This window comes from Streptomyces sp. Tek67B01 (genome assembly GCF_055231995.1).
Map to the genome: position 1 here is coordinate 4,447,971 of NZ_JBUYUY010000001.1, position 24,243 is coordinate 4,472,213.

The 24,243-nt window shown below is 73.4% G+C and carries 19 protein-coding genes and 1 other RNA gene; 17 read left to right on the top strand and 3 right to left on the bottom strand.

Annotated elements, in window-relative coordinates:
• Positions 1-37: 37 nt before the first annotated feature.
• The 3 genes from ACV7NM_RS19965 (at position 38) to ssrA (ending at position 2,229) form a co-directional block, all read left to right on the top strand.
• Positions 38-1,225 carry a S41 family peptidase gene (locus tag ACV7NM_RS19965; protein WP_463411538.1) on the top strand — a complete coding sequence of 396 codons (1,188 nt, stop codon included), beginning with the start codon at positions 38-40 and terminating at the stop codon, positions 1,223-1,225.
• A gap of 18 nt (positions 1,226-1,243) precedes the next feature.
• Complete coding sequence (gene smpB / locus ACV7NM_RS19970; RefSeq protein ID WP_463411539.1) at positions 1,244-1,729, top strand: SsrA-binding protein SmpB; 486 nt, start codon at positions 1,244-1,246, stop codon at positions 1,727-1,729.
• Between the two features lie 111 nt (positions 1,730-1,840).
• Positions 1,841-2,229, top strand: a transfer-messenger RNA (tmRNA) gene (gene ssrA, locus ACV7NM_RS19975).
• Positions 2,230-2,348: 119 nt separating this feature from the next.
• On the opposite strand, the gene ACV7NM_RS19980 is transcribed toward ssrA, so the two are convergent.
• Positions 2,349-2,543 (bottom strand): type II toxin-antitoxin system Phd/YefM family antitoxin, encoded by a 195-nt coding sequence (locus tag ACV7NM_RS19980; protein WP_463411540.1) that lies wholly within the window; start codon positions 2,541-2,543, stop codon positions 2,349-2,351.
• An 81-nt stretch (positions 2,544-2,624) separates the two neighbouring features.
• Complete coding sequence (locus ACV7NM_RS19985; protein WP_463411541.1) at positions 2,625-3,881, bottom strand: MFS transporter; 1,257 nt, start codon at positions 3,879-3,881, stop codon at positions 2,625-2,627.
• 84 nt (positions 3,882-3,965) lie between these two features.
• On the opposite strand from ACV7NM_RS19985, the gene ACV7NM_RS19990 reads away from it, so the two are divergent.
• The 8 genes from ACV7NM_RS19990 to ACV7NM_RS20025 all read left to right on the top strand — a co-directional run bounded on the left by ACV7NM_RS19990 (position 3,966) and on the right by ACV7NM_RS20025 (position 14,013).
• A complete protein-coding gene (locus tag ACV7NM_RS19990) occupies positions 3,966-4,931 on the top strand; it encodes a LysR family transcriptional regulator (protein ID WP_463411542.1) in 966 nt (321 codons plus the stop codon).
• A 96-nt stretch (positions 4,932-5,027) separates the two neighbouring features.
• Complete coding sequence (locus tag ACV7NM_RS19995) at positions 5,028-6,401, top strand: nitrate/nitrite transporter (RefSeq protein WP_463411543.1); 1,374 nt, start codon at positions 5,028-5,030, stop codon at positions 6,399-6,401.
• Between the two features lie 114 nt (positions 6,402-6,515).
• Positions 6,516-7,676 (top strand): uroporphyrinogen-III synthase, encoded by a 1,161-nt coding sequence (locus ACV7NM_RS20000; protein ID WP_463411544.1) that lies wholly within the window; start codon positions 6,516-6,518, stop codon positions 7,674-7,676.
• Positions 7,677-7,917: 241 nt separating this feature from the next.
• Positions 7,918-8,442 (top strand): GNAT family N-acetyltransferase, encoded by a 525-nt coding sequence (locus ACV7NM_RS20005; protein WP_463413998.1) that lies wholly within the window; start codon positions 7,918-7,920, stop codon positions 8,440-8,442.
• Positions 8,443-8,505: 63 nt separating this feature from the next.
• Entirely contained in the window at positions 8,506-9,075 is a 570-nt protein-coding gene (locus ACV7NM_RS20010) for a CGNR zinc finger domain-containing protein (RefSeq protein ID WP_463411545.1), read from the top strand.
• A gap of 150 nt (positions 9,076-9,225) precedes the next feature.
• The gene (locus ACV7NM_RS20015; RefSeq protein WP_463411546.1) at positions 9,226-11,556 is read left to right on the top strand and encodes a HelD family protein; all 2,331 of its coding nucleotides are present in this window, start codon (positions 9,226-9,228) and stop codon (positions 11,554-11,556) included.
• A gap of 443 nt (positions 11,557-11,999) precedes the next feature.
• Complete coding sequence (locus ACV7NM_RS20020; RefSeq protein ID WP_463411547.1) at positions 12,000-13,424, top strand: malic enzyme-like NAD(P)-binding protein; 1,425 nt, start codon at positions 12,000-12,002, stop codon at positions 13,422-13,424.
• A gap of 307 nt (positions 13,425-13,731) precedes the next feature.
• Positions 13,732-14,013 carry an HU family DNA-binding protein gene (locus ACV7NM_RS20025; protein ID WP_214953953.1) on the top strand — a complete coding sequence of 94 codons (282 nt, stop codon included), beginning with the start codon at positions 13,732-13,734 and terminating at the stop codon, positions 14,011-14,013.
• Positions 14,014-14,151: 138 nt separating this feature from the next.
• On the opposite strand, the gene murA is transcribed toward ACV7NM_RS20025, so the two are convergent.
• Positions 14,152-15,492: a UDP-N-acetylglucosamine 1-carboxyvinyltransferase gene (gene murA / locus ACV7NM_RS20030; protein ID WP_463411548.1), complete on the bottom strand. Its 1,341-nt coding sequence runs from the start codon at positions 15,490-15,492 to the stop codon at positions 14,152-14,154.
• 351 nt (positions 15,493-15,843) lie between these two features.
• On the opposite strand from murA, the gene ACV7NM_RS20035 reads away from it, so the two are divergent.
• The 6 genes from ACV7NM_RS20035 (at position 15,844) to ACV7NM_RS20060 (ending at position 24,095) form a co-directional block, all read left to right on the top strand.
• Entirely contained in the window at positions 15,844-16,404 is a 561-nt protein-coding gene (locus tag ACV7NM_RS20035) for a YqgE/AlgH family protein (protein ID WP_463411549.1), read from the top strand.
• A gap of 29 nt (positions 16,405-16,433) precedes the next feature.
• Positions 16,434-16,718 carry a DUF3039 domain-containing protein gene (locus ACV7NM_RS20040; RefSeq protein WP_007264396.1) on the top strand — a complete coding sequence of 95 codons (285 nt, stop codon included), beginning with the start codon at positions 16,434-16,436 and terminating at the stop codon, positions 16,716-16,718.
• Positions 16,719-16,971: 253 nt separating this feature from the next.
• Entirely contained in the window at positions 16,972-18,597 is a 1,626-nt protein-coding gene (locus tag ACV7NM_RS20045) for a beta-N-acetylhexosaminidase (RefSeq protein WP_463411550.1), read from the top strand.
• A 307-nt stretch (positions 18,598-18,904) separates the two neighbouring features.
• The gene (locus ACV7NM_RS20050; RefSeq protein ID WP_463411551.1) at positions 18,905-19,834 is read left to right on the top strand and encodes an FAD binding domain-containing protein; all 930 of its coding nucleotides are present in this window, start codon (positions 18,905-18,907) and stop codon (positions 19,832-19,834) included.
• Positions 19,831-21,762, top strand: coding sequence for a (2Fe-2S)-binding protein (locus tag ACV7NM_RS20055; protein ID WP_463411552.1), 1,932 nt, complete (start codon positions 19,831-19,833; stop codon positions 21,760-21,762). Before ACV7NM_RS20050 ends, ACV7NM_RS20055 begins: the two co-directional genes overlap by 4 nt.
• A complete protein-coding gene (locus ACV7NM_RS20060) occupies positions 21,759-24,095 on the top strand; it encodes a xanthine dehydrogenase family protein molybdopterin-binding subunit (protein ID WP_463411553.1) in 2,337 nt (778 codons plus the stop codon). The genes ACV7NM_RS20055 and ACV7NM_RS20060 overlap by 4 nt, the downstream gene beginning before the upstream one ends.
• Positions 24,096-24,243: the final 148 nt, after the last annotated feature.

Here is a 24,243-nt window from a genome sequence, read left to right on the forward strand (position 1 = left end):
CCCGTGGCTACGCGGGCCTTGTCCTAGACTCGGCGCCATGCCGGGTCTCCCCGTCCACTGTCTCCGGCCCCGCGACCTGCGTCGCGGGGCCGCTTTGACGTTCGCCTTCCTCGCGGCGGTCACGGCGGGCGCCGGTACCGGCTGCTGGGGCGCGGACGACGACGCCCCGCGGGTACCGGCCGCCCGTGCCGTGGCCGGCGCGGCCCGAGCCACCGGCGGCGGGGCGGCCACCGTCGACCGGGACGCCGTGGCCCGGGCCGTCGCCGACGCCGTGGCGGAGGGCAAGTCGGGCAAGAGGGCCGCCGAGGAGGAGGTCAGCCGCAGCGGCGACCGCTGGGCCGCCGTCTACGACCCGGCCGAGTACGCCGCCTTCACCGAGGACCTCGACGGGCACTGGACCGGCGTCGGGGTGTGGACCGGGCGCCGCCGCGACGGGCGCATCGAGGTCGACAGGGTCCAGCCCGACGGCCCCGCCGCCCGGGCCGGCCTGCGGGCCGGGGACCTGTTGCTCGGTGTGGACGGCCAGGACGTCAGGGGGCGCTCCGTCACCGATGTGGTGGCGATGCTGCGCGGCGCGGCCGGCACCCCGGTGGTGCTGCGCATCGGCCGGGACGGCGTAGACCTCACCGAGACGGTCCGCCGCGAGGAACTGAGCGCCGACCCGGTGACCGTACGCGGCCTCCCCGACGGCACCACCGTGATCAAGGTCGCCTCCTTCACCCGGGGCTCGGGGCAGCGCGTGCGGGACGCCGTCCGCGCGGCGCCGCCGGGCGCGGGCATCCTGCTGGACCTGCGCGGCAACCCGGGCGGGCTGGTCACCGAGGCCGTGACGGCCGCCTCCGCCTTCCTGGACGGGGGGCTGGTGGCGACGTACGACGTACGCGGTTCCGAGCGCGCCCTGTACGCCGAGCCGGGCGGCGACACCGCCCGGCCGCTGGTGGCGCTGGTCGACGGGGGCACGATGAGCGCGGCCGAACTGGTCACCGGCGCCCTCCAGGACCGGGGCCGCGCGGTCACGGTCGGCACCCACACCTTCGGCAAGGGCGCGGTGCAGATGCCGACGCGGCTCCCGGACGGCTCGGTGGCGGAGCTGACGGTGGGCACGTACCGCACCCCGGAGGGCCGCAGCATCGACGGGAGCGGCATCACGCCCGACCTGACGGCGGGCGACGGCGCCGAAGACCGGGCCCGGCGGGTATTGGGTGGCCTCGGGGTGGGTCCGTAGTGCGAAAATGACCGCACTATGGCTAAGGAAAAAGGGCGGAAGCTGATCGCCCAGAACAAGAAGGCGCGGCACGACTACACGATCATCGACACCTACGAGTGCGGTCTCGTGCTCACGGGCACCGAGGTCAAGTCCCTGCGCCAGGGCCGGGCGTCCCTCGTGGACGGCTTCGTGTCGGTGGAGAACAACGAGGCCTGGCTGTACAACGTGCACGTGCCGGAGTACAGCCAGGGGACGTGGACGAACCACAGCGCCCGGCGCAAGCGCAAGCTCCTGATGCACCGGGAGGAGATCGACAAGCTGGAGCGCAAGGCGGACGAGTCGGGTCACACGATCGTGCCGCTGACGCTGTACTTCAAGGACGGTCGGGCGAAGATCGAGATCGCGCTGGCGAAGGGCAAGAAGGAGTACGACAAGCGTCAGACGCTGCGCGAGAAGCAGGACACCCGCGAGACGAACCGTGCGATCTCGGCGATCCGCCGCAAGCAGCGCGGGACGGTGTAGGCGGCGCGGCGGCCACGCCGTTTAATCGCCTGGCATCCCGTGGCCCACTTCGCGTACCATGGGGTTCAGCACCGCACCGCCCCCGGGTGGCGCGGTTTGTCAAAAAAACATGGGGATGATCGGTTTCGACAGCGGATGTCGATGCAGGGGAAGCGAGCCGAGGAAGCGGCAATGATCTCGTAAACCCTATGTCGCAAAAAATAATCGCCAACACCAAGAGCGATAACTCCCGCTTCACCCTCGCTGCCTAATAACAGTGAGCTGAAGCCTCTGTGAGGAGCGTCAGCCCGGAAGTGGTCCCGGTCCGGATCCTGGCGTCAATTAGGGATCTAAACCTCTAGCCCCGGTCACGGGGGCCTGAGGGAAATCAAACAGTGACTGAGCCCGTCGGAGACTTGTCCGTGTGATCTCCGGGGCCGAGAAAAGCGCAGCGGACTGCGCTCGGAGAAGCCCTGCTTCTGCACCGTTGGACGCGGGTTCGATTCCCGCCATCTCCACAAACCCCATGTGGGCGAAGGCCCCGCAGTCGTCAGACTGCGGGGCCTTCGTCATGCCAGGACCCGGCGGAACCGGTGCGCCGCGTGTCGATCCGACCGGGCCGCCCCGTCCGCGACGGACGTCAGTGGTGGAGAAATCCTCGCAGGCCGGCATCGAAATGCAGGTAGACAGCCTCCTGCCACCAGTCGTAGTCATCGGCGGACATCAGGACGACGTCCCCGTGACGAGAGGTGATCCGGACGGGGTCGTGGTCCGTGTTCACCCGCTCGATGAGCGGAAAGAGGCTCGCTTGTGCCTCGCCGGCGCCTATCGACATGCTCCACTCCCGGTTTCGTCCCACGTCCCCCGTGACTCGTACCTGGTTACGTACCGACGCGGTACATAAAAATCAATACGACTACCGGCCCCGGACGGTGGTGATGAGCAGGGCCAGGAGGGCGGCTGCCGCCGGGAGGGCGTAGGCGGTCGGGGGGCCGAAGTGGTCGATCAGTTGGCCGGCGCCGGCCGAGCCGGCGGCGATGCCGGCGAGGATCGCGGTGACGGCGACAGTCATGCCCTCGTTGAGCCGGCCGGCCGGGGTGACGGCGTGGACGCGGGACATCGCCGTCACCATCGTCGGGGCCGTCGCCATGCCCGCCGCGAGCAGCGCGACGGCCAACAGCGGCAGCGAGCCAGTCCAGGCCGCCGCCCAGGGCAGGGCCATCGCCGCGGCCAACGCCACGAGGCAGGTGGTCAGTCCCCGCGGGCGCAGGGCGCCGTAGAGCAGCCCGGCCGCGCAGGAGCCCAGGGCCTGGAGCGCCAGGACCGGCCCGGACGCGGCGCCGAGGCCCAGGGCGCCGAGGTGGGCGATCGAGGTGACCTCCATCGCGCCGAACATCGTGCCGAGGGCGGCGAACAGTGGCAGCAGCGCAGCCACGGCGCGCAGCGCCGAGCCGGGCGGGCGCAGCGGGGACACCGGGGGCTCGGTGGCACGCCGGGACGTGAAGAGCAGCATTCCCGTGAGCAGCAGGGCGGCCGCCGTGAGGGTGCCCGCCTCGGGGAAGACGGCCGAGCACAGGAGCGCCGCCAGGACCGGGCCGAGCATGTAGCACAGTTCGTCGGCGGCCTGTTCGAAGGACATCGCCGCGTGGTGCTCGGCCGGGCGGTCGCGCAGGAGGTGGGTCCAGCGGGCGCGGGACATGCCGCCGATGTTGGGGGTGGTGGCGGTCGCCGCGTACGAGGCGAACAGCGTCCAGGCCGGTGCGTGGGCCCGGACGCTCAGCACCAGGGCCAATGAGCCGAGCACCGCGATCACGGTGGCGGGGACGGCGATCCGGGCCTGGCCGTGGCGGTCGACCAGCCGGGCCGTCCAAGGCGCCACCATCGCGGTGGCCGCCATGCCGGTCGCGGTGACGGCGCCGGCCAGGGCGTACGAGCCCCGCTGCCCGGCGATCATCATCACCGCGCTGATGCCGAACATCCCCATGGGGAGGCGGGCGAGGAGGTTCCCGGCGGTGAAGGCGCGGGCCCCGGGCACGGCGAACAACCGCCGGTAGGGGCCGCCCCCGCGAGCCGCCCGGGAGGGCGAGGGGCGATAGGAGAGGGGCGCGGCGTGGACGAGGGTGGAGCCGGAGACGGTCATGAGGGGGCTGCGGGAGGAGGTCGCGTACGGCATGGGAACAGCCTCCGGCCGGCCGGCCCACAGGGTCCAACACCTGTTCCGGGGCCATTCACCGCTTTGCGTTGTTAGTCTCCCCGGGTGATCCCCCGCGATGTGGAACCCCGGCTGCTGCGCGGCTTCGTCGCCGTCGCCGAAGAGCGCCACTTCACCCGCGCCGCGGGCCGCCTGTACGTGGCGCAGCAGGCGCTGAGCAGGGACGTACGACGGCTCGAACAGCTCCTCGGCGCACCCCTGTTCCTGCGCACCACCCGCGCCGTGGAACTGACCGCCGAGGGGGAGCGGCTGCTGGCGCCCGCCCGCAAGGTGCTCGCCGCGCACGAAGAGCTGGCCGCCGCCTTCGCCGGGCCCCGGGCGCTGCTCGTCGACCTGAACACCGACGGCCCGAGCACCGCCCGCACCGTACTCGAACACGCCCGCGAACTCGCCCCCCAATGCGAGCTGATGGCCCGCTTCGAGAGCGGGCTCACGCATGCCGCCGCCGAGATGGCCGCCGGGCGCCTGGACGTGTCCTTCGGGTACGCCGACGGTCTGGCCCCCGCGCTGCGCGCCCGTCTCGCGCACCGGCCCGTACGGTACGAGCCGCTGGCCGTGCTGCTGCCCGAGGGACACCCGCTGGCCGCGCGCGACGACGTACCGCTGGCGGCCCTGGCCGGGGAGACCGTGTACGCCGGGGCCGGGAACCCGCGGACCCTGGAATGGACCGGGCTGGCCCGCGAACTCTTCGCCGGCCGCGGCATCGCACTGGCGCCGCCCGCGCCCGTGGCCGTCGGCAAGGACGAGTTCCGCCGGGTCATGGCCAAGACCCGCAATCCGGTCCTGGTCACCGTCGACTTCCCCGACCTGCCGGGCTGTGCGAAACGGCCGCTCGTCGACCCGGTGCCGTTGTCCCCGCTGTCGATGGTGTGGCGCGAGGGGCTCGTCCACCCCGGCCTCGACGCCCTCCTCGCGGCCGCTTCCGCCGGCGCGGCCGCCCGCGGCTGGCTGGACCCGCCCCCGGACGCCTGGCGTCCGGCCGCGCTCACAGACGCACCCGGCGGCGGGTGAGAGCAAGGTTTCCCGGCGGTCATCAGCCGGGGACCGGAGTCGAAACGCGCCGTTCCTACGGTCTTCCCACGGACGCGACAGCTGTGGAGGCGTGTGATGAGCACCGGTACGACCGCACCGCGCGAAGGGGGCCGCTGGATCGAGCGGTGGGACCCCGAGGACGAGACGTTCTGGAAGGAGACCGGGGAGAAGACCGCCAAGCGGAACCTGCTGTACTCCGTGCTCTCCGAGCACATCGGGTTCTCCATCTGGTCGCTCTGGTCCGTGATGGTGCTCTTCATGGGCCCCGGGTACGGCATCGACCCCGCCGGGAAGTTCTTCCTCATCGCGACCGCCACCGCCGTCGGCGCCGTCGTGCGCATCCCGTACACCTTCGCCGTCGCCCGTTTCGGCGGCCGCAACTGGACCGTCGTCAGCGCCCTGTTGCTCCTCGCGCCGACCGTGGCAGCGCTCGTGGTGATGGAACCCGGCACCCCGTACGGGGTCTTCGTCGCCGTCGCCGCCCTGACGGGCGTGGGGGGCGGCAACTTCGCCTCGTCCATGACCAACATCAACGCCTTCTTCCCGCTGCGCAAGAAGGGCTGGGCGCTCGGGCTGAACGCGGGCGGCGGGAACATCGGCGTACCGGTGGTGCAGCTCGTCGCCCTGCTGGTGATCGGGACCGCGGGGGCCGGGCACCCGCGGCTGCTGCTCGCCGCGTACGTCCCGCTGATCGTCGCCGCCGCGGCGCTGGCCTTCCTGCGCATGGACAACCTGGCGCCGGTGCGCCAGGACGGGGGCGCCGTACGGGACGCGGCACGCGACCCGCACACCTGGATCATGGCGTTCCTCTACGTGGGCACCTTCGGCTCCTTCATCGGCTACAGCTTCGCCTTCGGGCTGGTCCTTCAGACCCAGTTCGGCCGGACCCCGCTCCAGGCCGCCTCCCTCACCTTCATCGGACCGCTCCTCGGCTCGCTCGTCCGTCCGGTGGGCGGGGCGCTCGCCGACCGGCTGGGCGGGGCGCGGATCACCCTGGCCGCGTTCGTAGCGATGGCGGCGGCGACGGGCGTGGTCGTGGCGGCCTCGGTCCGCGAGTCGCTGCCGGTCTTCCTCGTCGGGTTCGTGGCCCTGTTCGCGCTGAGCGGGCTCGGCAACGGCTCGACGTACAAGATGATCCCCGGGATCTTCCAGGCGAAGGCGCTGGCCCGAGGGATGACCGGCGAGGACGCCGCGGCCTGGGGACGCAGGCTCTCCGGGGCGTCCATGGGGCTGATCGGCGCCGTGGGAGCGCTCGGCGGGCTGGGCATCAACCTGGTGTTCCGCCAAGCCTTCACGGACGCCGGGTCGGGCACCGCCGCCTTCGTCACCTTCCTCGGCTTCTACGCCGTGTGCTGCGCCGTCACCTGGGCGGTATACCTTCGCCGGCCGGCCCCCGGGGAGCGGCCGGTGGCCGGGCCGACGGCGAAGCGGCAGCTCACCTCGGTGTAACGGGGGTTAACGGCAGCGAAATACGATGGAACCGAGCCCGTCACGGCGATTTGGCAGGCTCGGTTCCCGTTGAGCGACACACGTGAGAACCCATGCGCGAGGCAGGACACCACTATGGACGACGACGCCGCCACGGAAACGGCCACCGGCCCCCTCTCCGGGTTCACCGTCGGGGTCACCGCCGCCCGCCGCGCCGACGAGCTGATCGCCCTGCTGCGCCGGCGCGGGGCGACCGTGCTGCACGCCCCGGCCCTGCGGATCGTGCCCCTGGCCGACGACGGCGAACTCATGGCAGCCACCAAGGAGTTGATCCGACGCACCCCGGACGTGGTCGTCGCCACCACCGCCATCGGCTTCCGTGGGTGGATCGAGGCCGCCGACGGTTGGGGGATCGGCGAGGAACTGCTCGACCGACTGCGCACCACGGAGCTGCTGGCGCGCGGGCCGAAGGTCAAGGGCGCCGTACGGGCCGCCGGGCTGGTGGAGGCCTGGTCGCCGGGGTCGGAGTCCCTCGCGGAGGTACTGGACCGGCTGCTCGCCCAGGGAGTGGCCGGGCGGCGCATCGCGCTCCAGCTGCACGGCGAGCCGCTGCCGGGGTTCGTCGAGACGCTGCGCGCGGGCGGGGCGGAGGTGGTGGTCGTACCGGTGTACCGGTGGATGCCGCCGGAGGACCCGGGCCCGCTGGACCGGCTCCTCGACGCAGTCGCCACCGGCGGGGTCGACGCCCTCGCCTTCACCTCCGCCCCGGCGGCGGCCTCGCTGCTGTCCCGGGCGACCGAACGGGGGATGCGGGAGGCGGTGCTGGAGGGGCTGCGCGGGGACGTGCTGTCGGCGTGCGTGGGCCCGGTGACGGCGCTGCCCTTGCAGGCGGAGGGAGTGGCCACGGTGCAGCCGGAGCGGTTCCGGATCGGGCCGCTGGTGCAGTTGCTGTGCCAGGAGTTGCCGGGGCGGGCCAGGGTCCTGCCGGTGGCGGGACACCGGTTGGAGATCCGGGGGCACGGGGTGCTCGTCGACGCGGAGCTACGGCCGGTGCCGCCGGCCGGGATGGCGCTGCTGGGGGCGCTGGCGCGGCGGCCGGGGTGGGTCGTGGGGCGGGCGGAGCTGCTGGGGGTGCTGCCGGGGGCGGGGCGGGACGAGCACGCCGTGGAGACGGCGATGGCGCGGCTGCGGGCGGCGCTGGGGGTGCCGAGGCTGATCCAGACGGTGGTGAAGCGGGGGTACCGGCTGTCGCTGGACCCGGGCGGGGACGGGTGCGGGGTGCCGCCGGGGGTGTAGGGGTTCGGCGGGGGCGGTGCCGGTGCCTGCCCGGGCGGGGCGGGGCCGGCGGGGGCGGGTGCGGCGCCGTCGCGCTGCGCGGCCCCGGCTGCGCCGGGCTTTGCGGGGCTCCGCCCCGGGCCCCGCGCCTCGAACGCCGGCGGGGCTGGATTCGGCTGCGGTGCGGGGTTGGTGCGGTGCCGTGTGGTCATCGGGGCCGGGGGAGGGTTAGCGTGCCGTCGTGGTGATCGACGGGGTGGAGATGAGGGGCGTCACGGTCGATGACGCCGAAGGGCTGGCCGGGGCGTTGGCGCGGAACCGGGCCCACATGGCGCCGTACGAGCCGCGGCGGCCCGAGGAGTTCTACACCGGGGCCGGGCAGCGCGAGCGGATCGGGGCGCTGCTGGCCGACCGGGACGGCGGGCGGCTGTTGCCGTTCGTGCTCGTCGCGGGCGACACGCCCGTCGGCGCCATCAACCTCGGCGGCATCGCGCTCGGCCCCTTCCGCAGCGGCGGAGTGGGTTACTGGGTCGACCGGGCGTGGGCCGGGAAGGGGCTGGCCACCGCCGCCCTGCGGGAGGTCTGCCGGATCGCCCGCGACGAGGTCGGGCTGCACCGGATCGAGGCGGGCACCCTCGTCGACAACGTGGCCTCCCAACGGGTCCTCGCCAAAGTCGGCTTCGAGCAGATCGGATTCGCGCCGCGCTACCTGCACATCGACGGAGCCTGGCGCGACCACCGGCTGTTCCAACTGCTGCTGCACGACAACCCGCCGGACGGGGTCTAGCCGACCGGGCACCTGACGGGCACTCTGGGGAGGCGGCCCACGGCAACCGAGGCGGTGACCGGTATGTGGTTCGACTCCGGGCGGGTCTGCCTGGACCTGCTGGCCACCTTCGCCCCACGGCGGGACACCGAAGGCATCCGGGACGGCGACGAGCTGAGGCTGTGGCTCGTCGGGGCCGGGCTGGTCCCCGACCGCACACCCCTCGGGCGGGTCGGACCCGACTGGGTCGGCGCCTTCCGGGAGCTGCGCGGCGATGTGGAGAGCCTCGTACGGGCCGAACTGCACGGGGCCGCGCCCGAGGGGGACGCCTTGGCCCGGGTCAACGCGGCGGCGGCCGGTCCACCCCCGGGGCTGTGTGCGGTGCGGGACCAAGAAGGGCATCTCGTACGGGAGTTGTGCGGGGCGGTGGAATGCGCCGGGCTGCTCGCCGCGGTCGCCCGGGACGCCGTCGAGCTGCTCACCGACCCCGGCGACCGGGCGCTGCTGCGTGCCTGCGAGGGCGAGGGCTGCGCCCGCGTCTACCTCGACACCTCGCGCGGCCACCGCCGGCGCTGGTGCTCCAGCGAGCTGTGCGGCAACCGTGAACGGGTCGCCCGCCACCGCCGGAGGGTCCTGGCGGCCGGATCGTCCTGACGCCGACCTCGACCCCGATGTCGTTCGACCGCGACGCCCTTCGCGGTGATCTTCGTAGCGATCCGCGAACGGTCTCGGAACGGGCGTGCGGACCCGGCCCGGATTCGCGTACGGTTGACGGTCGCCCATGCACGTCAGAAGGGGGCCTTGGTGGCCGCGCAGAATGCCGCTGTCGACAGCACGGCGGATTCCGTCCGCGATCGTGAGATCGCGGTCGAGCAGACGCATCTCGACCGGGTGTACCAACGCCTAGAGGAGAAGATCCACGAGGCCGAGTTCCTGATGAACGACGCCGCCAAGCGCGGGCAGGTCGGCACGCCCGGCGCGCTCGCCGAGCGCGACGCGCAGGTCTTCCGCGCCGGGATCCACCTCAACCGATTGAACAACGAGTTCGAGGACTTCCTGTTCGGCCGCGTCGACCTGGTCCTCGGCAAGGACGGCGAACGCGGCCCCGACGGGGCGTACACCTCCGTCGAGCCCGCCGACGACGCCATCCGCGCCGACCTCACCGCCGACATCGCCGAGACCCTGCACATCGGGCGCATCGGCGTGCTCGACTCGGACTACGCGCCGCTGGTGATCGACTGGCGGGCCCCGGCGGCCGCGCCGTTCTACCGGTCGACGCCGAAGGACCCGGGCCGCGTCGTACGCCGCCGGGTGATCCGCTCCAAGGGCCGCAAGGTGCTCGGCGTCGAGGACGACCTGATGCGCCCCGAGGTCACCGCCTTCCTCGACGGCGAGGAACTGCCCGTCATCGGCGACGGCGCCCTGATGGCCGCGCTCGGGCGGGCCCGTACGCACTCCATGCGGGACATCGTCTCGTCGATCCAGGCCGAACAGGACCTGGTGATCCGGGCTCCCGCCGCGTCCGTCGCGGAGGTGGCGGGCGGTCCGGGCACCGGGAAGACGGCGGTGGCCCTGCACCGCGCCGCCTACCTCCTCTATCAGGACCGGCGGCGCTACTCGGGCGGCATCCTCATCGTCTCGCCGACGCCGCTGCTCGTCGCGTACACCGAGGGTGTGCTGCCCTCCCTCGGTGAGGAGGGGCAGGTCGCCATCCGCGCGCTGGGCTCGCTGGTCGACGGCGCGGAGGCGACCACGTACGACGAACCCGCCGTGGCCCTGATCAAGGGCTCGTCCCGGATGCTCAAGGTGCTCCGCAAGGCGGTCCGGGGCGCGCTGGAACTCGGCGGTGCCGGTGGGGGCGGGGCCCCGGACCGGCTGCGGGTCGTGGCCTTCGGGCGGCGCCAGGAGCTGGAGGCCGGCGAACTGAACCGCATCCGGCAGAACGTGCTCGGCGGTACCGCGCCGGTCAACCTGCTGCGTCCGCGCGCCCGCAAGCTGCTGCTCGACGCCCTGTACGCGAAGTCCGGGGCCAACGGGCGGCACAGCGACCCGGAGCTGGCCGCCGAGCTGCGCTCCGCGTTCGACGAGGACGTCTCCACGGAAGACGCCTTCATCGACTTCCTGAACGCCTGGTGGCCCGAGCTGACCCCGCGCGGGGTGCTGGCCGCGATGGCCGACGAGCGCAGGCTCGGCCGTTGGTCGCGCCGGGACCTGAACCCGCGCGAGGCCCGCCGGCTCGCGCGCTCGCTGCGCAGGATCGGCCCGGAGGGCAAGGGGCCGCTGTCGGTGCACGACGTGGCGCTCCTGGACGAGCTCCAGCAGCTGCTGGGCGCGCCCGCGCGGCCCCGCCGCAGGCGGGAGTTCGATCCGCTGGACCAGCTGAGCGGGCTGGAGGAGCTGATGCCGACCCGCGAGGAGACCCAGTGGGAGCGGGCGGAGCGGATCGCGGCGGAGCGGACCGAGTACGCGCACGTCATCGTGGACGAGGCGCAGGACCTGACGCCGATGCAGTGGCGGATGGTCGGTCGTCGGGGCCGGCACGGCACCTGGACGGTGGTCGGGGACCCGGCCCAGTCCTCCTGGACGGACCCGCAGGAGGCGGCGGCTGCGCGTGACGAGGCGTTGGGGTCCCGGCCGCGCCGCCGGTTCACGCTGACCGTGAACTACCGCAACCCGGCGGAGGTCGCGGAGGTCGCCTCCCGCGTGCTGCGCCGGGCGATGCCGGGGATGGAACCGCCGCGGGCGGTCCGCTCGACGGGCCTGAAGCCCCGTTTCACGGCCGCCGAGGGCGATCTGGGCGGTGCGGTGCGGGAGGAGACCCGCAGGCTGCTGGAGCAGGTGGACGGCACGGTCGGCGTGGTCGTGGCCATGGACCGGCGCGCGGAGGCCGCCGGCTGGCTGGCGGAGCTGGGCGGCCGTGCGGTGGCGCTGGGCAGCCTGGAGGCGAAGGGGCTGGAGTACGACGCCACGGTGGTCGTCTCCCCGGCGGAGATCGCCGAGGAGTCGCCGGCCGGGCTGCGGGTGCTGTACGTGGCGCTGACGCGCGCGACGCAGCAGCTGACGGTGGTCTCCACCGCCCGGGACGACCCCGACGCCTCGGGCGTTGCCTCGCTGCTCGCCCCGGACGCGGGCTGATCCGGGGGCCTGCTGGGCCGGATGGCCCGCCGCCAGAGGTGTGGTGGCGGGGACGACTGCCGGGAGGGGGATCGCTTTCGGCGATCCTTTGTTAGCCTGGTTACGACACCGGCTCGATCCAAGCCCCCGGGCCCAACCTTCGTCGCCTAGAGCGACCACTTGCCGCGAGGCGAGCATGGCGGGTCGGTGTTCAAACGTGAAGACAGGTCTGCCCCTCCGCCGTCGCGGAGGGGCAGACCTGTTTTGCGTGGCCCATACAGGGTTCCGCGCGGCTGGGAAATCTCGTATGGTGGAAGAGTTCTTCCGAAATTTGTAGCTGGTTACCTTGTACCGGCTGGTAGGTGGGACGATCGGACAACAGGTCCTGGCGCACCCGCCGTCTTCGGTGGCGCCGCGCGGGGCCCTGTGTACAGAAAAACCAGGGACAGAAGAGGAACACGGCCATGGCAACGGCGCCCAGCGTCTCGTACTCGATGACGGTCCGCTTGGAAGTGCCCGCGAGCGGAACCGCGGTCTCCCAGCTCACCACCGCCGTGGAGTCGTCCGGAGGATCGGTCACCGGTCTCGACGTCACCGCGTCCGGTCACGAGAAGCTCCGAATCGACGTCACCATCGCCGCGACCTCCACCGCGCACGCCGACGAGATCGTCGAGAAGCTGCGCGGCATCGAGGGCGTCAGCCTGGGCAAGGTCTCCGACCGCACCTTCCTGATGCACCTCGGCGGCAAGATCGAGATGTCGTCCAAGCACCCCATCCGCAACCGCGACGACCTCTCGATGATCTACACCCCGGGCGTCGCCCGCGTCTGCACGGCCATCGCCGAGAACCCCGAGGACGCGCGCCGCCTGACCATCAAGCGCAACTCCGTCGCAGTCGTGACGGACGGCTCCGCCGTGCTGGGCCTGGGCAACATCGGCCCGATGGCCGCGCTGCCCGTCATGGAGGGCAAGGCGGCCCTCTTCAAGCGCTTCGCCGGCATCGACGCGTGGCCGATCTGCCTCGACACGCAGGACGCCGACGAGATCGTCGCCGTCGTCAAGGCCATCGCGCCCGGCTTCGCCGGCATCAACCTGGAGGACATCTCCGCGCCGCGCTGCTTCGAGATCGAGGCCCGCCTGCGCGAGGCCCTCGACATCCCCGTCTTCCACGACGACCAGCACGGCACCGCCATCGTCGTCCTCGCCGCCCTGACCAACGCGCTTCGCGTGGTGGGCAAGGCAGTTGGCGACATCAAGGTCGTCATGTCCGGCGCCGGCGCGGCCGGCACCGCCATCCTCAAGCTGCTCCTCGCGGCCGGGGTGAAGAACGCCGTCAGCGCCGACATCAACGGCGTGGTGCACGCGGGCCGCCCCGACCTGGTCGACGCGGCGCCCGACTCCCCGCTGCGCTGGATCGCCGACAACACCAACCCCGAGGGCTACACCGGCACCCTCAAGGAGGCCGTGGTCGGCGCCGACGTCTTCATCGGCGTCTCGGCCCCGAACGTCCTGAACGGCGACGACGTGGCCGCCATGGCGGAGGGCGCGATCGTGTTCGCGCTCGCGAACCCCGACCCGGAGGTGGACCCGGCCGTCGCCCGTCAGACCGCCGCCGTCGTGGCCACCGGCCGCTCCGACTTCCCCAACCAGATCAACAACGTCCTGGTCTTCCCGGGCGTCTTCCGCGGCCTGCTGGACGCCCAGTCCCGGACCGTGGACACGGGCATGATGCTGGCCGCCGCCACCGCGCTGGCCGACGTCGTCGGCGAGGAAGAACTCAACGCGAACTACATCATCCCGTCGGTGTTCAACGACAAGGTCGCGGGCGCGGTCGCCGGCGCCGTCCGCAAGGCCGCCTCGGCCTCTGTGACGGCAGCCACCTCCGCCTGATCCCGGCGCGTCGCGGGATGCGGGCCCGGCCGGGCGCCTCTAGGGTTGCGGGGATGCCCGCGGGGCCCGCGATCCGCATCCACCGGTACGACGGGTGCGGACGGAGCGTCACCGCGGCGTGACTGTGGCGCTTTTCGTGTGACCCTGGCGGGTGCCGGATTGGCTTTCCCGCCGCTGGTGGGGGCAGGATGCGTAACCGGGCGAGAGGGTCTGACGTTCAGACCCGGGTCCGGGGACTGTCCGAGGGCCCTGGCAGCATCGGCTTCGATCTCACGCCTCTAAGGCAAGTTGAACACGGGAGTACAACATGAACCGCAGTGAGCTGGTGGCCGCTCTGTCCGAGCGCGCCGAGGTGACCCGCAAGGACGCCGACGCCGTTCTGGCCGCGCTCGCCGAGACCATCGGCGAGATCGTCGCCAAGGGCGACGAGAAGGTCACCATCCCCGGCTTCCTGACCTTCGAGCGCACCCACCGTGCCGCTCGCACCGCGCGCAACCCGCAGACCGGCGACCCCATCCAGATCCCGGCCGGCTACAGCGTGAAGGTCTCCGCGGGCTCCAAGCTCAAGGAAGCCGCCAAGGGCAAGTAGTACCGCCCTTGTGCCGAGGGCCGCGCAGGCCCTCGGGACGGCAGTGGTACGTAGAACGACGAAGGGCGGCCACCCCAGTGCGGGGTGGCCGCCCTTCGGCCTTCCCGGGGCCCTTGCGGACCCCGGGAACGGTGGGTACTAGACGAGGTCGCCGTTCGGCAGTTCGACCTTGGCGCCGAGCTCCACGAGCTTCTCCATGAAGTTCTCGTAGCCGCGGTTGATGAGGTCGATGCCGTGCACCCGGGAGGTGCCCTCGGCCGCCAGCGCCGCGATCAGGTACGAGAACCCGCCGCGCAGGTCGGGGATGACCAGATCGGCGCCCTGGAGCCGGGTGGGGCCGGACACGACGGCCGAGTGCAGGAAGTTGCGCTGCCCGAAGCGGCACGCCGAGCCGCCGAGGCACTCGCGGTACAACTGGATGTGCGCACCCATCTGGTTGAGCGCGGAGGTGAAACCGAGCCGCGACTCGTACACCGTCTCGTGCACGATGGACAGGCCGGAGGCCTGCGTCAGGGCGACGACGAGCGGCTGCTGCCAGTCGGTCTGGAAGCCGGGGTGCACGTCCGTCTCCAGCGCGATGGCCTTCAGCGGACCGCCCGGGTGCCAGAAGCGAATGCCCTCGTCATCGATCTCGAACGCGCCGCCGACCCGCCGGAAGGTGTTCAGGAAGGTCATCATCGAGCGCTGCTGCGCGCCGCGGACGTAGATGTTGCCACCGGTGGCCAGCGCCGCGGAAGCCCAGGAGGCGGCCTCCAGGCGGTCGGGGAGCGCCTTGTGGTTGTAGCCGGTGAGTTCGTCCACACCGGTGATCCGGATGGTCCGGTCGGTGTCGAGGGAGATGATCGCGCCCATCTTCTGCAGGACGCAGATGAGGTCTTCGATCTCGGGTTCGACGGCGGCGTTGCTGAGCTCGGTCACGCCCTCGGCCAGGACGGCCGTCAGGAGCACCTGTTCGGTCGAACCGACCGACGGGTAGGGCAGCCGGATCTTGCAGCCGCGCAGGCGCTGCGGCGCCTCCAGGTACTGGCCGCCCTCGCGCTTCTCGATGGTCGCGCCGAACTGGCGGAGCACGTCGAAGTGGAAGTCGATGGGACGGCCGCCGATGTCGCATCCGCCGAGGCCGGGGATGAAGGCGTGGCCGAGGCGGTGCAGCAGCGGGCCGCAGAACAGGATCGGGATCCGCGAGGATCCCGCGTGCGCGTCGATGTCGGCGACGTTGGCGGCCTCGACATACGTGGGGTCGAGGATCAGCTCGCCCGGCTCCTCGCCGGGGCGCACGGTGACGCCGTGCAGCTGGAGCAGACCGCGGACGACCCGGACGTCTCGGATGTCGGGCACGTTGCGCAGCCGGCTGGGCGAGCTGCCGAGCAGAGCGGCCACCATGGCCTTCGGCACGAGGTTCTTCGCGCCGCGGACACGGATCTCGCCCTCGAGCGGGGTACCGCCGTGGACAAGCAGGACATCGTCAGTGCCGGTCATGGATCTCGCGTTCCGAAGAGGGACTCCCCGGCGAACAGGGGAGTGTGGGCAGGGGCCAGTGAAAAGGGTAAGGGGCACCACCCCCTTATTCGTATGGCTGACGCGGCCGTAGGACTGTCATCCATTAGGCATGGCACCCGCTTGGCACCCACCGTGCGCGCCGCGTTGCGGAGTGTCGCCTTCCGGGCCCTTCGGAGCCCTTCGGAGCCCTTCGGGACCGTTCGCGGCCGTCGGCGTCGGCTCGCGAACGACGCCCGCCGGGGGGTTCCCGGCGCGCGTGCGGCGACCCCGGCGCGATCCGATGCGTCCCCCGGGTCCCCCTCGGGAGCCGAAATGCGGGATCATGTCCGCATGACCGAGGTGTCCTCCCTCACAGGGCGGCTGCTCGTGGCCACCCCCGCCCTCGCGGACCCGAACTTCGACCGCGCGGTGGTGCTGCTGCTCGACCACGACGAGCAGGGCTCGCTCGGCGTCGTCCTCAACCGGCCCACCCCGGTGGGCGTCGTCGACATCCTGCTGCCCTGGGCGCCGCTGGCCGGCGACCCCGGGGTGGTGTTCCAGGGCGGACCGGTGGGACTGGACTCGGCCCTCGGGATCGCGGTGATCCCGGGCGAGGAGGGGCCGCTGGGGTGGCGGCGGGTGCACGGGGCGATCGGGCTCGTCGACCTGGAGACGCCGCCGGAGTTGCTGGCCGCGGCCCTGGGCTCGCTGCGGATCTTCGCCGGCTACTCCGGATGGGGCCCCGGCCAGCTGGAGGCGGAGCTGGGCGAGGGCGCCTGGTACGTGGTCGACTCCGAGCCCGGCGACGTGTCCTTCCCGGACCCCGAACGGCTCTGGCGGGCGGTGCTGCGCCGCCAACGCGGCGACCTCGCGATGGTCGCCACCTATCCGGACGACCCGTCGCTCAACTGACCCGCGCCGGGGTCGGTACCCTGGATTTCATGAGCACTCTTGAGCCCGAGCGCGGGACTGGTACGGGGACCCTCGTAGAGCCGACGCCGCAGGTGTCCCACGGCGACGGCGACCACGAGCGCTTCGCCCACTACGTCCAGAAGGACAAGATCATGGCGAGCGCGCTCGACGGGACCCCCGTCGTCGCGCTGTGCGGCAAGGTCTGGGTCCCGGGTCGCGACCCGAAGAAGTACCCGGTCTGCCCCATGTGCAAGGAGATCTACGAGTCCATGGGCGCCGGCGGCGACAAGGACAAGGGCGGCAAGGACAAGTAGGCCCCCGCGCGCACGCCCCGGCGCGCCGGCCGGGAGCGTGCCGCGCCGGGCGGCTCCGGGCGGCTTCGGGGGGCGTACGGACGTGACCCGGAGCCACCCGCGCACCCGCGTGCTCGACGGCACGAGCCCCGCCGGGCCGGGTCGCGTCCGGGCGCTTCCGGGGGCGCGACGCGTACCAGTAGGGTCGGCCCGACGGGCGCCGCGCGGAACGGGTGTTGCGCGGGGCGCGACGCGCTGTCGCGAAGGGCCGAGCATGGACCTGATCCCCGAACCCCGGCGTGCCGAGTTCCGCGAGGGCGCTGCGAGACTGAGGCTGGGGCCCGCCACGGCGTTGGCCGCCGGGCCCGGGACCGAGGGTGTGGCGGGCTGGCTGCGGCGGGAGCTGGGGGCCGCCACCGGATTCGCCTTCCCGGACGCGGCGCCGGGCGCGCGCGGCGACGTACGGCTCGCGCTGGACGCGGGCCTGGCGGGCGAGGAGTACCGGCTCGCGATCGCCGGGGACGGGGTGGAGCTGGCGGGCGGGTCGGCGGCCGGCGTGTTCTGGGGCGCCCAGACGCTGCGCCAACTGCTCGGCCCAGACGCCTACCGTCGGGCCCCGCTGCCGGGACGGGTCTGGGAGCTCCCGTACGGGGTGGTGGACGACGGCCCCCGCTTCGGATGGCGCGGGATGATGCTCGACGTCGCCCGGCACTTCATGCCCAAGGACGGCGTACTGCGCTACATCGACCTGCTGGCGGCACACAAGCTGAACGTCCTGCACCTGCACCTGACCGACGATCAGGGTTGGCGGGTGGAGATCAAGCGCCACCCGCGGCTCACCGAAGTCGGCGCGTGGCGGCCGCGCAGCCGCTGGGGCCACCGCGCCTCACCGCTGTGGAACGAGACGCCGCACGGCGGCCACTACACCCAGGACGACATCCGCGAGATCGTCGCCTACGCGGCGCAGCGGCACGTACGGGTGGTTCCCGAGATCGACGTGCCGGGGCATTCCCAGGCGGCCATCGCGGCCTATCCCGAGTTGGGGAACACCGACGTCGTGGACACGGCCGCGCTGGGCGTGTGGGACGACTGGGGCGTCAGCGAGAACGTGTTGGCGCCCTCGGAGGCAGTACTGCGCTTCTACGAAGGGGTTTTCGAGGAACTGCTGGAGCTGTTCCCGGCGGAGGTCTCGCCCTTCGTGCACGTGGGCGGCGACGAGTGCCCCAAGGCGCAGTGGCGCGCGTCCGCGGCGGCGCAAGCACGCATCCGCGAGCTGGGGCTCGACGGGGAGGACGGCCTCCAGTCCTGGTTCGTCCGGCACTTCGACCGCTGGCTCGCCGAGCGCGGCCGGCGCCTGATCGGGTGGGACGAGATCCTGGAGGGCGGCCTGGCACCCGGCGCGGCGGTGTCCTCCTGGCGCGGTTACGCGGGCGGCGTCGCCGCGGCCGAGGCGGGCCACGACGTGGTGATGTGCCCCGAGGAGCACGTGTACTTGGACCACCGCCAGGCGGCCGGCCCCGATGAGCCGATGCCGATCGGATACGTGCGGACCCTGGCCGACGTGTACCGCTTCGAGCCGGTTCCCCCGACGCTGTCACCGCAGGCGGCGGCGCACGTTCTGGGCGCGCAGGCCAACGTGTGGACCGAGGTGACGGAGAACCAGAGCCGCGTCGACTACCAGGCCTTCCCCCGGCTGGCGGCCTTCGCCGAGGTGGTGTGGTCACGACTGCCGGAGCCGGCGGAACGGGACACGGAGGCCTTCGAGGCGCGGATGGCCGGCCACTACGCGCGGCTCGACGCGCTCGGCGTGGACTACCGGCCGCCCGGCGGGCCGTCGCCCCGGCAGCGGCGCCCGGGTGTACGCGGACGGCCTATCGAAGGGGAGCCCCCGATCGTGTGACCCGGGCAACCGGTTCGCGGTGGAGTGCCGCACGGGGTGCTTCGCAGGGGTTCGCAAGTGTTCCGACGGGTTCGGAAACCTTGCGGGGTTTGTCGGAATTCTTTGTTGATTCGGCCGAAACCCGGCGAAACCGGGGGACTTGGGCGGGCAGGGCGAGGGTGGTGGGGGCGCGCGTGGTGCGAGGGCGACCCTCGCGCCGGGAGACCCGGAAGATGTGCCAGAGTTGCCACGTCCCGGCGGTGAGCACGTACCGTACGGCGGACAGGCGTGAGCGCCGGGACCGGGACATCGGGAAGGGGCAGCTGGGTTGACCACGCACGCACCGCATGCACTGCACACACCGCATTCACCTCAGGGGCCTCAGGCGGTGCAGTCCGTCACGCTGCCGACCTCGCTCGACGAGGCCGTAGCGGCACTCACCGCCATGCCCGCCGCCGTTCCCGTGGCCGGCGGCACCGACCTGATGGCCGCCGTCAACGCGGGCCTGCTGCGCCCCGCCGCGCTCGTGGGCCTCGGCCGGATCAACGAGATCCGCGGCTGGCAGTACCAGGACGGCCACGCGCTGCTCGGCGCGGGGCTCACCCACGCCCGGATGGGGCGGCCGGATTTCGCCGCTCTGATCCCGGCCCTGGCGGCGGCCGCCCGGGCCGCCGGACCGCCGCAGATCCGCAACGCGGGCACCCTCGGCGGGAACATCGCCTCGGCCGCGCCGACCGGTGACGCGCTGCCGGTGCTGGCGGCGCTGGAGGCGGTCCTCGTCATCGTCGGGCCCGGCGGGCTCGGCGACCCGGGTGTGAGCCGCCGGGAGATCCCGGTCTCCCACCTGCTGGCCGGGCGCGAGATGCTCCGGCCGGGCGAGTTGATCGGCTTCGTGCGCGTGCCGCTGCTGCACGCGCCACAGGTGTTCTTGAAGGCGACGGGACGCACCGGCCCCGGGCGCGCGGTGGCGTCCGTGGGGCTCGTACTGGACCCCGCGCGCCGGGGTGTGCGCTGCGCGATCGGCGCGGTCGCGCCGATGCCGCTGCGGCCGCTGGAGGCCGAGCAGTGGGTGGCCTCGCTGATCGACTGGGACGGCGAACGCGGCCTGGCCCCCGAGGCGCTGGAGGCGTTCGGCGAGTACGTCGCCGCCGCCTGCGTGCCCGACCAGGGCGAACCGGTGGCCGCCGGGGTACTGCATCTGCGGCGGACGGTGGCCGTACTGGCACGGAGGGCCCTGGGGAGGGCGCTGAGCGCATGAGTGAGAACGAGAACGTGAGCGGAACGAACGGGGGCGTGGGCTCCGCGGGCACCGCAGGGGCGGACGCCGCGGGTCACGCCGGGGCCGCCTGGGGCTGGGAGCCGGTGCCGCAGGGCGGCGAGTACGACTCCGAGGCCACGGCCTTCGTGAAACTGCCGCAGGACATGCTGGACGCCCTCGACGGCGGGGAGCCGCTGGCCGCGCCCGGGCACGGGTACGTGCCCCCGCCGATGATCGTGCCGCTGGGCTCGGCCAGTACGGACCCCTCGGCCACCGGCACGTGGACGATGCCGACGTCGTGGCCCGAGGCGCCAGGCACGGGCGGTGGTGCGGGTTCCGGTGCCGGTGCCGCACCGGCGCGCGCGCCGATCCCCGCGTCGATCCCGCTCCCGGCCTCGGTGGCGGCGGCGTTCGCCGACACCGCGCCGGGTGGGGCGGGGCCCGAGCAGGCCGCAGGACACCAGGCGGACGGGCACTGGTCGGACGGACACCGGTCGGACGGGCACCAGGCGGACGGGCACCAGCCGGACGCCGGACACGAGCCCGACCCTAGGTCCACGGCCGAGTGGCACTTCCCGGGGGCGGAACCGGCCGAGGAGCCGCAGGCCACGGGCCAGTGGGCGTTCGGGGCCGGTACGGCGTCCTCCGACTGGAGCCAGGCCCCGGCGACCCTGCCGGGCGGCGCCGCGGCGCCCTGGGCGACGGCGACGTACGACACCTCGATGAGCTCCGGCGTGTTGCCGGGCCCGGAAGACCCGGGCGCGACCGCGGGTGCCCCGGCGCGCGGTCCCCGCGTGCTGGGCGGCCCCGGCGTCGGCACGCCGCTGCCGGAATCGGTCTCGATGCCGGGGGCGGAGCCGGTCTCGATGTCGGGGGCGGGGTCGATGGGGGAGCCGGAGCCGGAGCCCGCCGTGTACGCCGCTCCGGACATCGACGCGGCCCACGGGGCGGCGCGGATGCCGGTCGAGGAGGAACGGCCGCGTCCGGTGGGCGCGGAGGCCGGGCCCGGGCCCGGGGACGGGCACGGGTTCGCGGAAGCGATGGCGGAGCCCGGCGCGGGGCAGGAGCCTGAGCCGGGGCACGGGTTGGAGCCGGAGGCCGGGCACGGGTTCGGCGCTCCCGGACCCGAGCCGGAGCCCGGGCACGGGCCTGAGCCGGAGCCCGAGCCGGAGCCCGGGCACGCCTTCGGCGGGGCCGCGCAGGGGTCGGCGGACGAAGCCGCCGGGGCGTACGCGCCGGGTGCGGGAAGCGCCGACAGCGGCGAGGCACTCCCGGGCGCGGACACCACCGCCGGTTTCCCGGCCGGGGACGCGACGTACGACGAAATGCTCATCGACACCCCCGCCCCGCATCACGAGCACCCCCTCGCCTCGTACGTGCTGCGCGTCAACGGGGCCGACCGGCCCGTCACCGGTGCGTGGATCGGCGAATCCCTCCTCTACGTGCTGCGCGAACGCCTCGGGCTGGCCGGCGCCAAGGACGGCTGCTCGCAGGGCGAGTGCGGGGCCTGCGCGGTGCAGGTCGACGGACGCCTCGTCGCGTCCTGCCTGGTCCCGGCCGCGACGGCCGCGTCCAGCGAGGTCCGCACGGTCGAAGGCCTCGCGACGGACGGGGAACTCTCGGACGTGCAGCAGGCGTTGTGCAGGTCGGGTGCGGTGCAGTGCGGATTCTGCGTACCGGGCATGGCCATGACCATCCACGACCTGCTGGAAGGCAACCACGCCCCCAGCGAGCTGGAGACCCGGCAGGCGCTCTGCGGCAACCTCTGCCGCTGCTCCGGCTACAAGGGCGTCATCGAAGCGGTCCGCGAGGTCGTGGCCGAGCGCGAGGCCGTCACCGCGGACGGATCGGCGACCGCCGAGCCGCGCATCCCGCACCAGGCCGCACCGGGCGAGGGCGGCATCCACCACAACGGAGGCATGGCGTGAGCGGGCACGACGCGGCCACGACCACCCTGATCACGACGACGGTGGCGACCGGCGGCAGCGGCGGGGAGGAGACCCCCGAAGTCCTGCGCGGCATCGGCGTCTCCGTCCCCTCCGCGCACGCCCGCGCCAAGACCGAGGGCACCTTCCCCTACGCCGCCGACCTGTGGGCCGAGGGCCTGCTCTGGGCCGCCGTGCTCCGCTCCCCGCACGCCCACGCGCGCATCCTCTCCATCGACACCACGGCCGCCGCCGCCATGCCCGGCGTGCGCGCCGTCGTCACCCACGCCGACGTCCCCGGCGCCACCACCCACGGCCGCCGCATCGCCGACCGGCCCGTCTTCGCCCACGACGTGGTCCGCCACCACGGCGAGCCCATCGCCGCCGTCGCCGCCGACCACCCGGACACGGCCCGCCTCGCCGCGGCCGCCATCACGGTCGAGTACGAGCTGCTGGACGCGGTCACCGACCCCGAGCACTCCTTCGGCGCCCCGCCCCTGCACCCCGACGGCAACCTGATCCGGCACATCCCGCTGCGCTACGGCGACCCCGAGGCGACCGGCGAGGTGGTCGTCGAGGGCCTGTACCGGATCGGCCGCCAGGACCCCGCGCCCATCGGCGCCGAGGCCGGGCTGGCCGTGCCGCGACCCGACGGGGGCGTGGAGATCTACACCGCCTCCACCGACCCGCACACCGACCGCGACCTGGCCGCGGCCTGCTTCGGGCTGGAGCCGGACCGGGTACGGGTCGTCGTCACCGGCGTCCCGGGCGCGACGGCCGACCGCGAGGATCCCGCCTTCCAACTCCCGCTCGGGCTGCTGGCGCTCCGTACGGGCTGCCCGGTGAAGCTGGCCGCCACCCGCGAGGAGTCCTTCCTCGGCCACGCCCACCGCCACCCGACGCTGCTGCGCTACCGCCACCACGCGGACGCGGAGGGCCGACTGGTCAAGGTCGAGGCCCAGATCCTGATGGACGCGGGCGCCTACGCCGACGCCTCCGCGGAGTCCCTCGCGGCGGCCGTGGCCTTCGCGTGCGGCCCGTACGTCGTGCCGCACGCCTTCGTCGAGGGCTGGGCGGTGCGCACCAACAACCCGCCCTCCGGACACGTGCGGGGCGAGGGCGCGATGCAGGTGTGCGCGGCGTACGAGGGCCAGATGGACAAGCTGGCCGCCGCGCTCGGCATCGACGGCGCGGAACTGCGGATGCGCAACGTACTGGCCACGGGCGACCTGCTGCCGACGGGCCAGACGGTGACCTGCCCGGCGCCGGTCGCGGAACTCCTGCGCTCCGTACGGGACTTCCCCCTACCGTCACTCCCGAAGGACACCCCGGAGGAGGAGTGGCTGCTGCCGGGCGGCCCGGAGGGCGCGGGCGAACCGGGCGCGGTCCGGCGCGGGGTCGGGTACGGCGTGGGCATGGTGCACATGCTCGGGGCGGAGGGGGCCGACGAGGTCTCCACCGCCACCGTGAAGGTCGTCGACGGCGTGGCCACCGTCATCTGCGCGGCCGTCGACACCGGCCAGGGCTTCTCGACGCTCGCCCGCCAGATCGTCCAGGAGATCCTGGGCGTTGAGGAGGTCGTGACGGCCCCGGTCGACACCGACCAGCCGCCGGCCGGACCGGCGGCGCACGGCCGTCACACCTGGGTGTCGGGGGGCGCGGTCGAGCGGGCCGCGAAGATGGTCCGTACCCAACTCCTCCAGCCGATGGCCCACAAGCTGGGCATGTCGACGGAACTCCTCCAGATCCAGGACGGCCGGATCACGTCGTACGACGGCGCGTTCTCCACCACGGTGGCGGAGGCGATGACCGGCAAGGAACTCTGGGCGACGGCCCAGTGCCGCCCCCACCCGACCGAACCCCTGGACGAGCAGGGCCAGGGCGACGCCTTCGTAGGCCTCGCGTTCTGCGCGGTCCGCGCGGTGGTGGACGTCGACGTGGAGCTCGGCTCGGTGCGCGTGGTCGAACTGGCCGTGGCGCAGGACGTGGGCCGCATCCTCAACCCCGCTCAGCTGGAGGCCCGTATCGAAGCGGGCGTCACACAGGGCGTGGGCGCGGCGCTGACCGAAAACCTCCGCTCGGTGGCGGGGGTGATCCGCCACCCCGACCTGACGGGCTACGCCCTGCCGACGTCGCTGGACGCCCCGGTGGTGCGGATCGTCAAGCTGGTCGAAGAGCGCGACGTGCTGGCCCCGTTCGGCGCGAAGGCGGCCAGCGCGGTCCCGGTGGTGACGACCCCGGCGGCCATCGCCTCGGCGGTCCGATCGGCGACGGGCCGCCCGGTGAACAGGCTCCCTATCCGGCCATCGGCGGCGGTTGCGGTACCGAACTCCTGAGGATGTGACCGGGGTTGGGGCCCGGTCGACCCCTGCTTGCAGGTGCAACCCGGCGCTTGGGGCTGTCGGCGCCGGTCGCTAGAGTGATCGGAGCGGGGGCGGGAACGCGATGCGGGCGCCGCTCCCGAAGGGGTTTACGGGGCAACGG

Coding starts and splice junctions, on each gene's coding strand:
- smpB (WP_463411539.1), top strand. CDS start 1,244: ATGGCTAAGGAAAAAGGGCGGAAGCTGATCGCCCAGAACAAGAAGGCG.
- ACV7NM_RS20055 (WP_463411552.1), top strand. CDS start 19,831: ATGAGTGAGAACGAGAACGTGAGCGGAACGAACGGGGGCGTGGGCTCC.
- ACV7NM_RS20035 (WP_463411549.1), top strand. CDS start 15,844: ATGACCGAGGTGTCCTCCCTCACAGGGCGGCTGCTCGTGGCCACCCCC.
- ACV7NM_RS19985 (WP_463411541.1), bottom strand. CDS start 3,881: ATGCCGTACGCGACCTCCTCCCGCAGCCCCCTCATGACCGTCTCCGGC.
- murA (WP_463411548.1), bottom strand. CDS start 15,492: ATGACCGGCACTGACGATGTCCTGCTTGTCCACGGCGGTACCCCGCTC.
- ACV7NM_RS20045 (WP_463411550.1), top strand. CDS start 16,972: ATGGACCTGATCCCCGAACCCCGGCGTGCCGAGTTCCGCGAGGGCGCT.
- ACV7NM_RS20020 (WP_463411547.1), top strand. CDS start 12,000: ATGGCAACGGCGCCCAGCGTCTCGTACTCGATGACGGTCCGCTTGGAA.
- ACV7NM_RS20010 (WP_463411545.1), top strand. CDS start 8,506: ATGTGGTTCGACTCCGGGCGGGTCTGCCTGGACCTGCTGGCCACCTTC.
- ACV7NM_RS20005 (WP_463413998.1), top strand. CDS start 7,918: ATGAGGGGCGTCACGGTCGATGACGCCGAAGGGCTGGCCGGGGCGTTG.
- ACV7NM_RS20040 (WP_007264396.1), top strand. CDS start 16,434: ATGAGCACTCTTGAGCCCGAGCGCGGGACTGGTACGGGGACCCTCGTA.
- ACV7NM_RS19980 (WP_463411540.1), bottom strand. CDS start 2,543: ATGTCGATAGGCGCCGGCGAGGCACAAGCGAGCCTCTTTCCGCTCATC.
- ACV7NM_RS20000 (WP_463411544.1), top strand. CDS start 6,516: ATGGACGACGACGCCGCCACGGAAACGGCCACCGGCCCCCTCTCCGGG.
- ACV7NM_RS19995 (WP_463411543.1), top strand. CDS start 5,028: ATGAGCACCGGTACGACCGCACCGCGCGAAGGGGGCCGCTGGATCGAG.
- ACV7NM_RS19965 (WP_463411538.1), top strand. CDS start 38: ATGCCGGGTCTCCCCGTCCACTGTCTCCGGCCCCGCGACCTGCGTCGC.
- ACV7NM_RS20025 (WP_214953953.1), top strand. CDS start 13,732: ATGAACCGCAGTGAGCTGGTGGCCGCTCTGTCCGAGCGCGCCGAGGTG.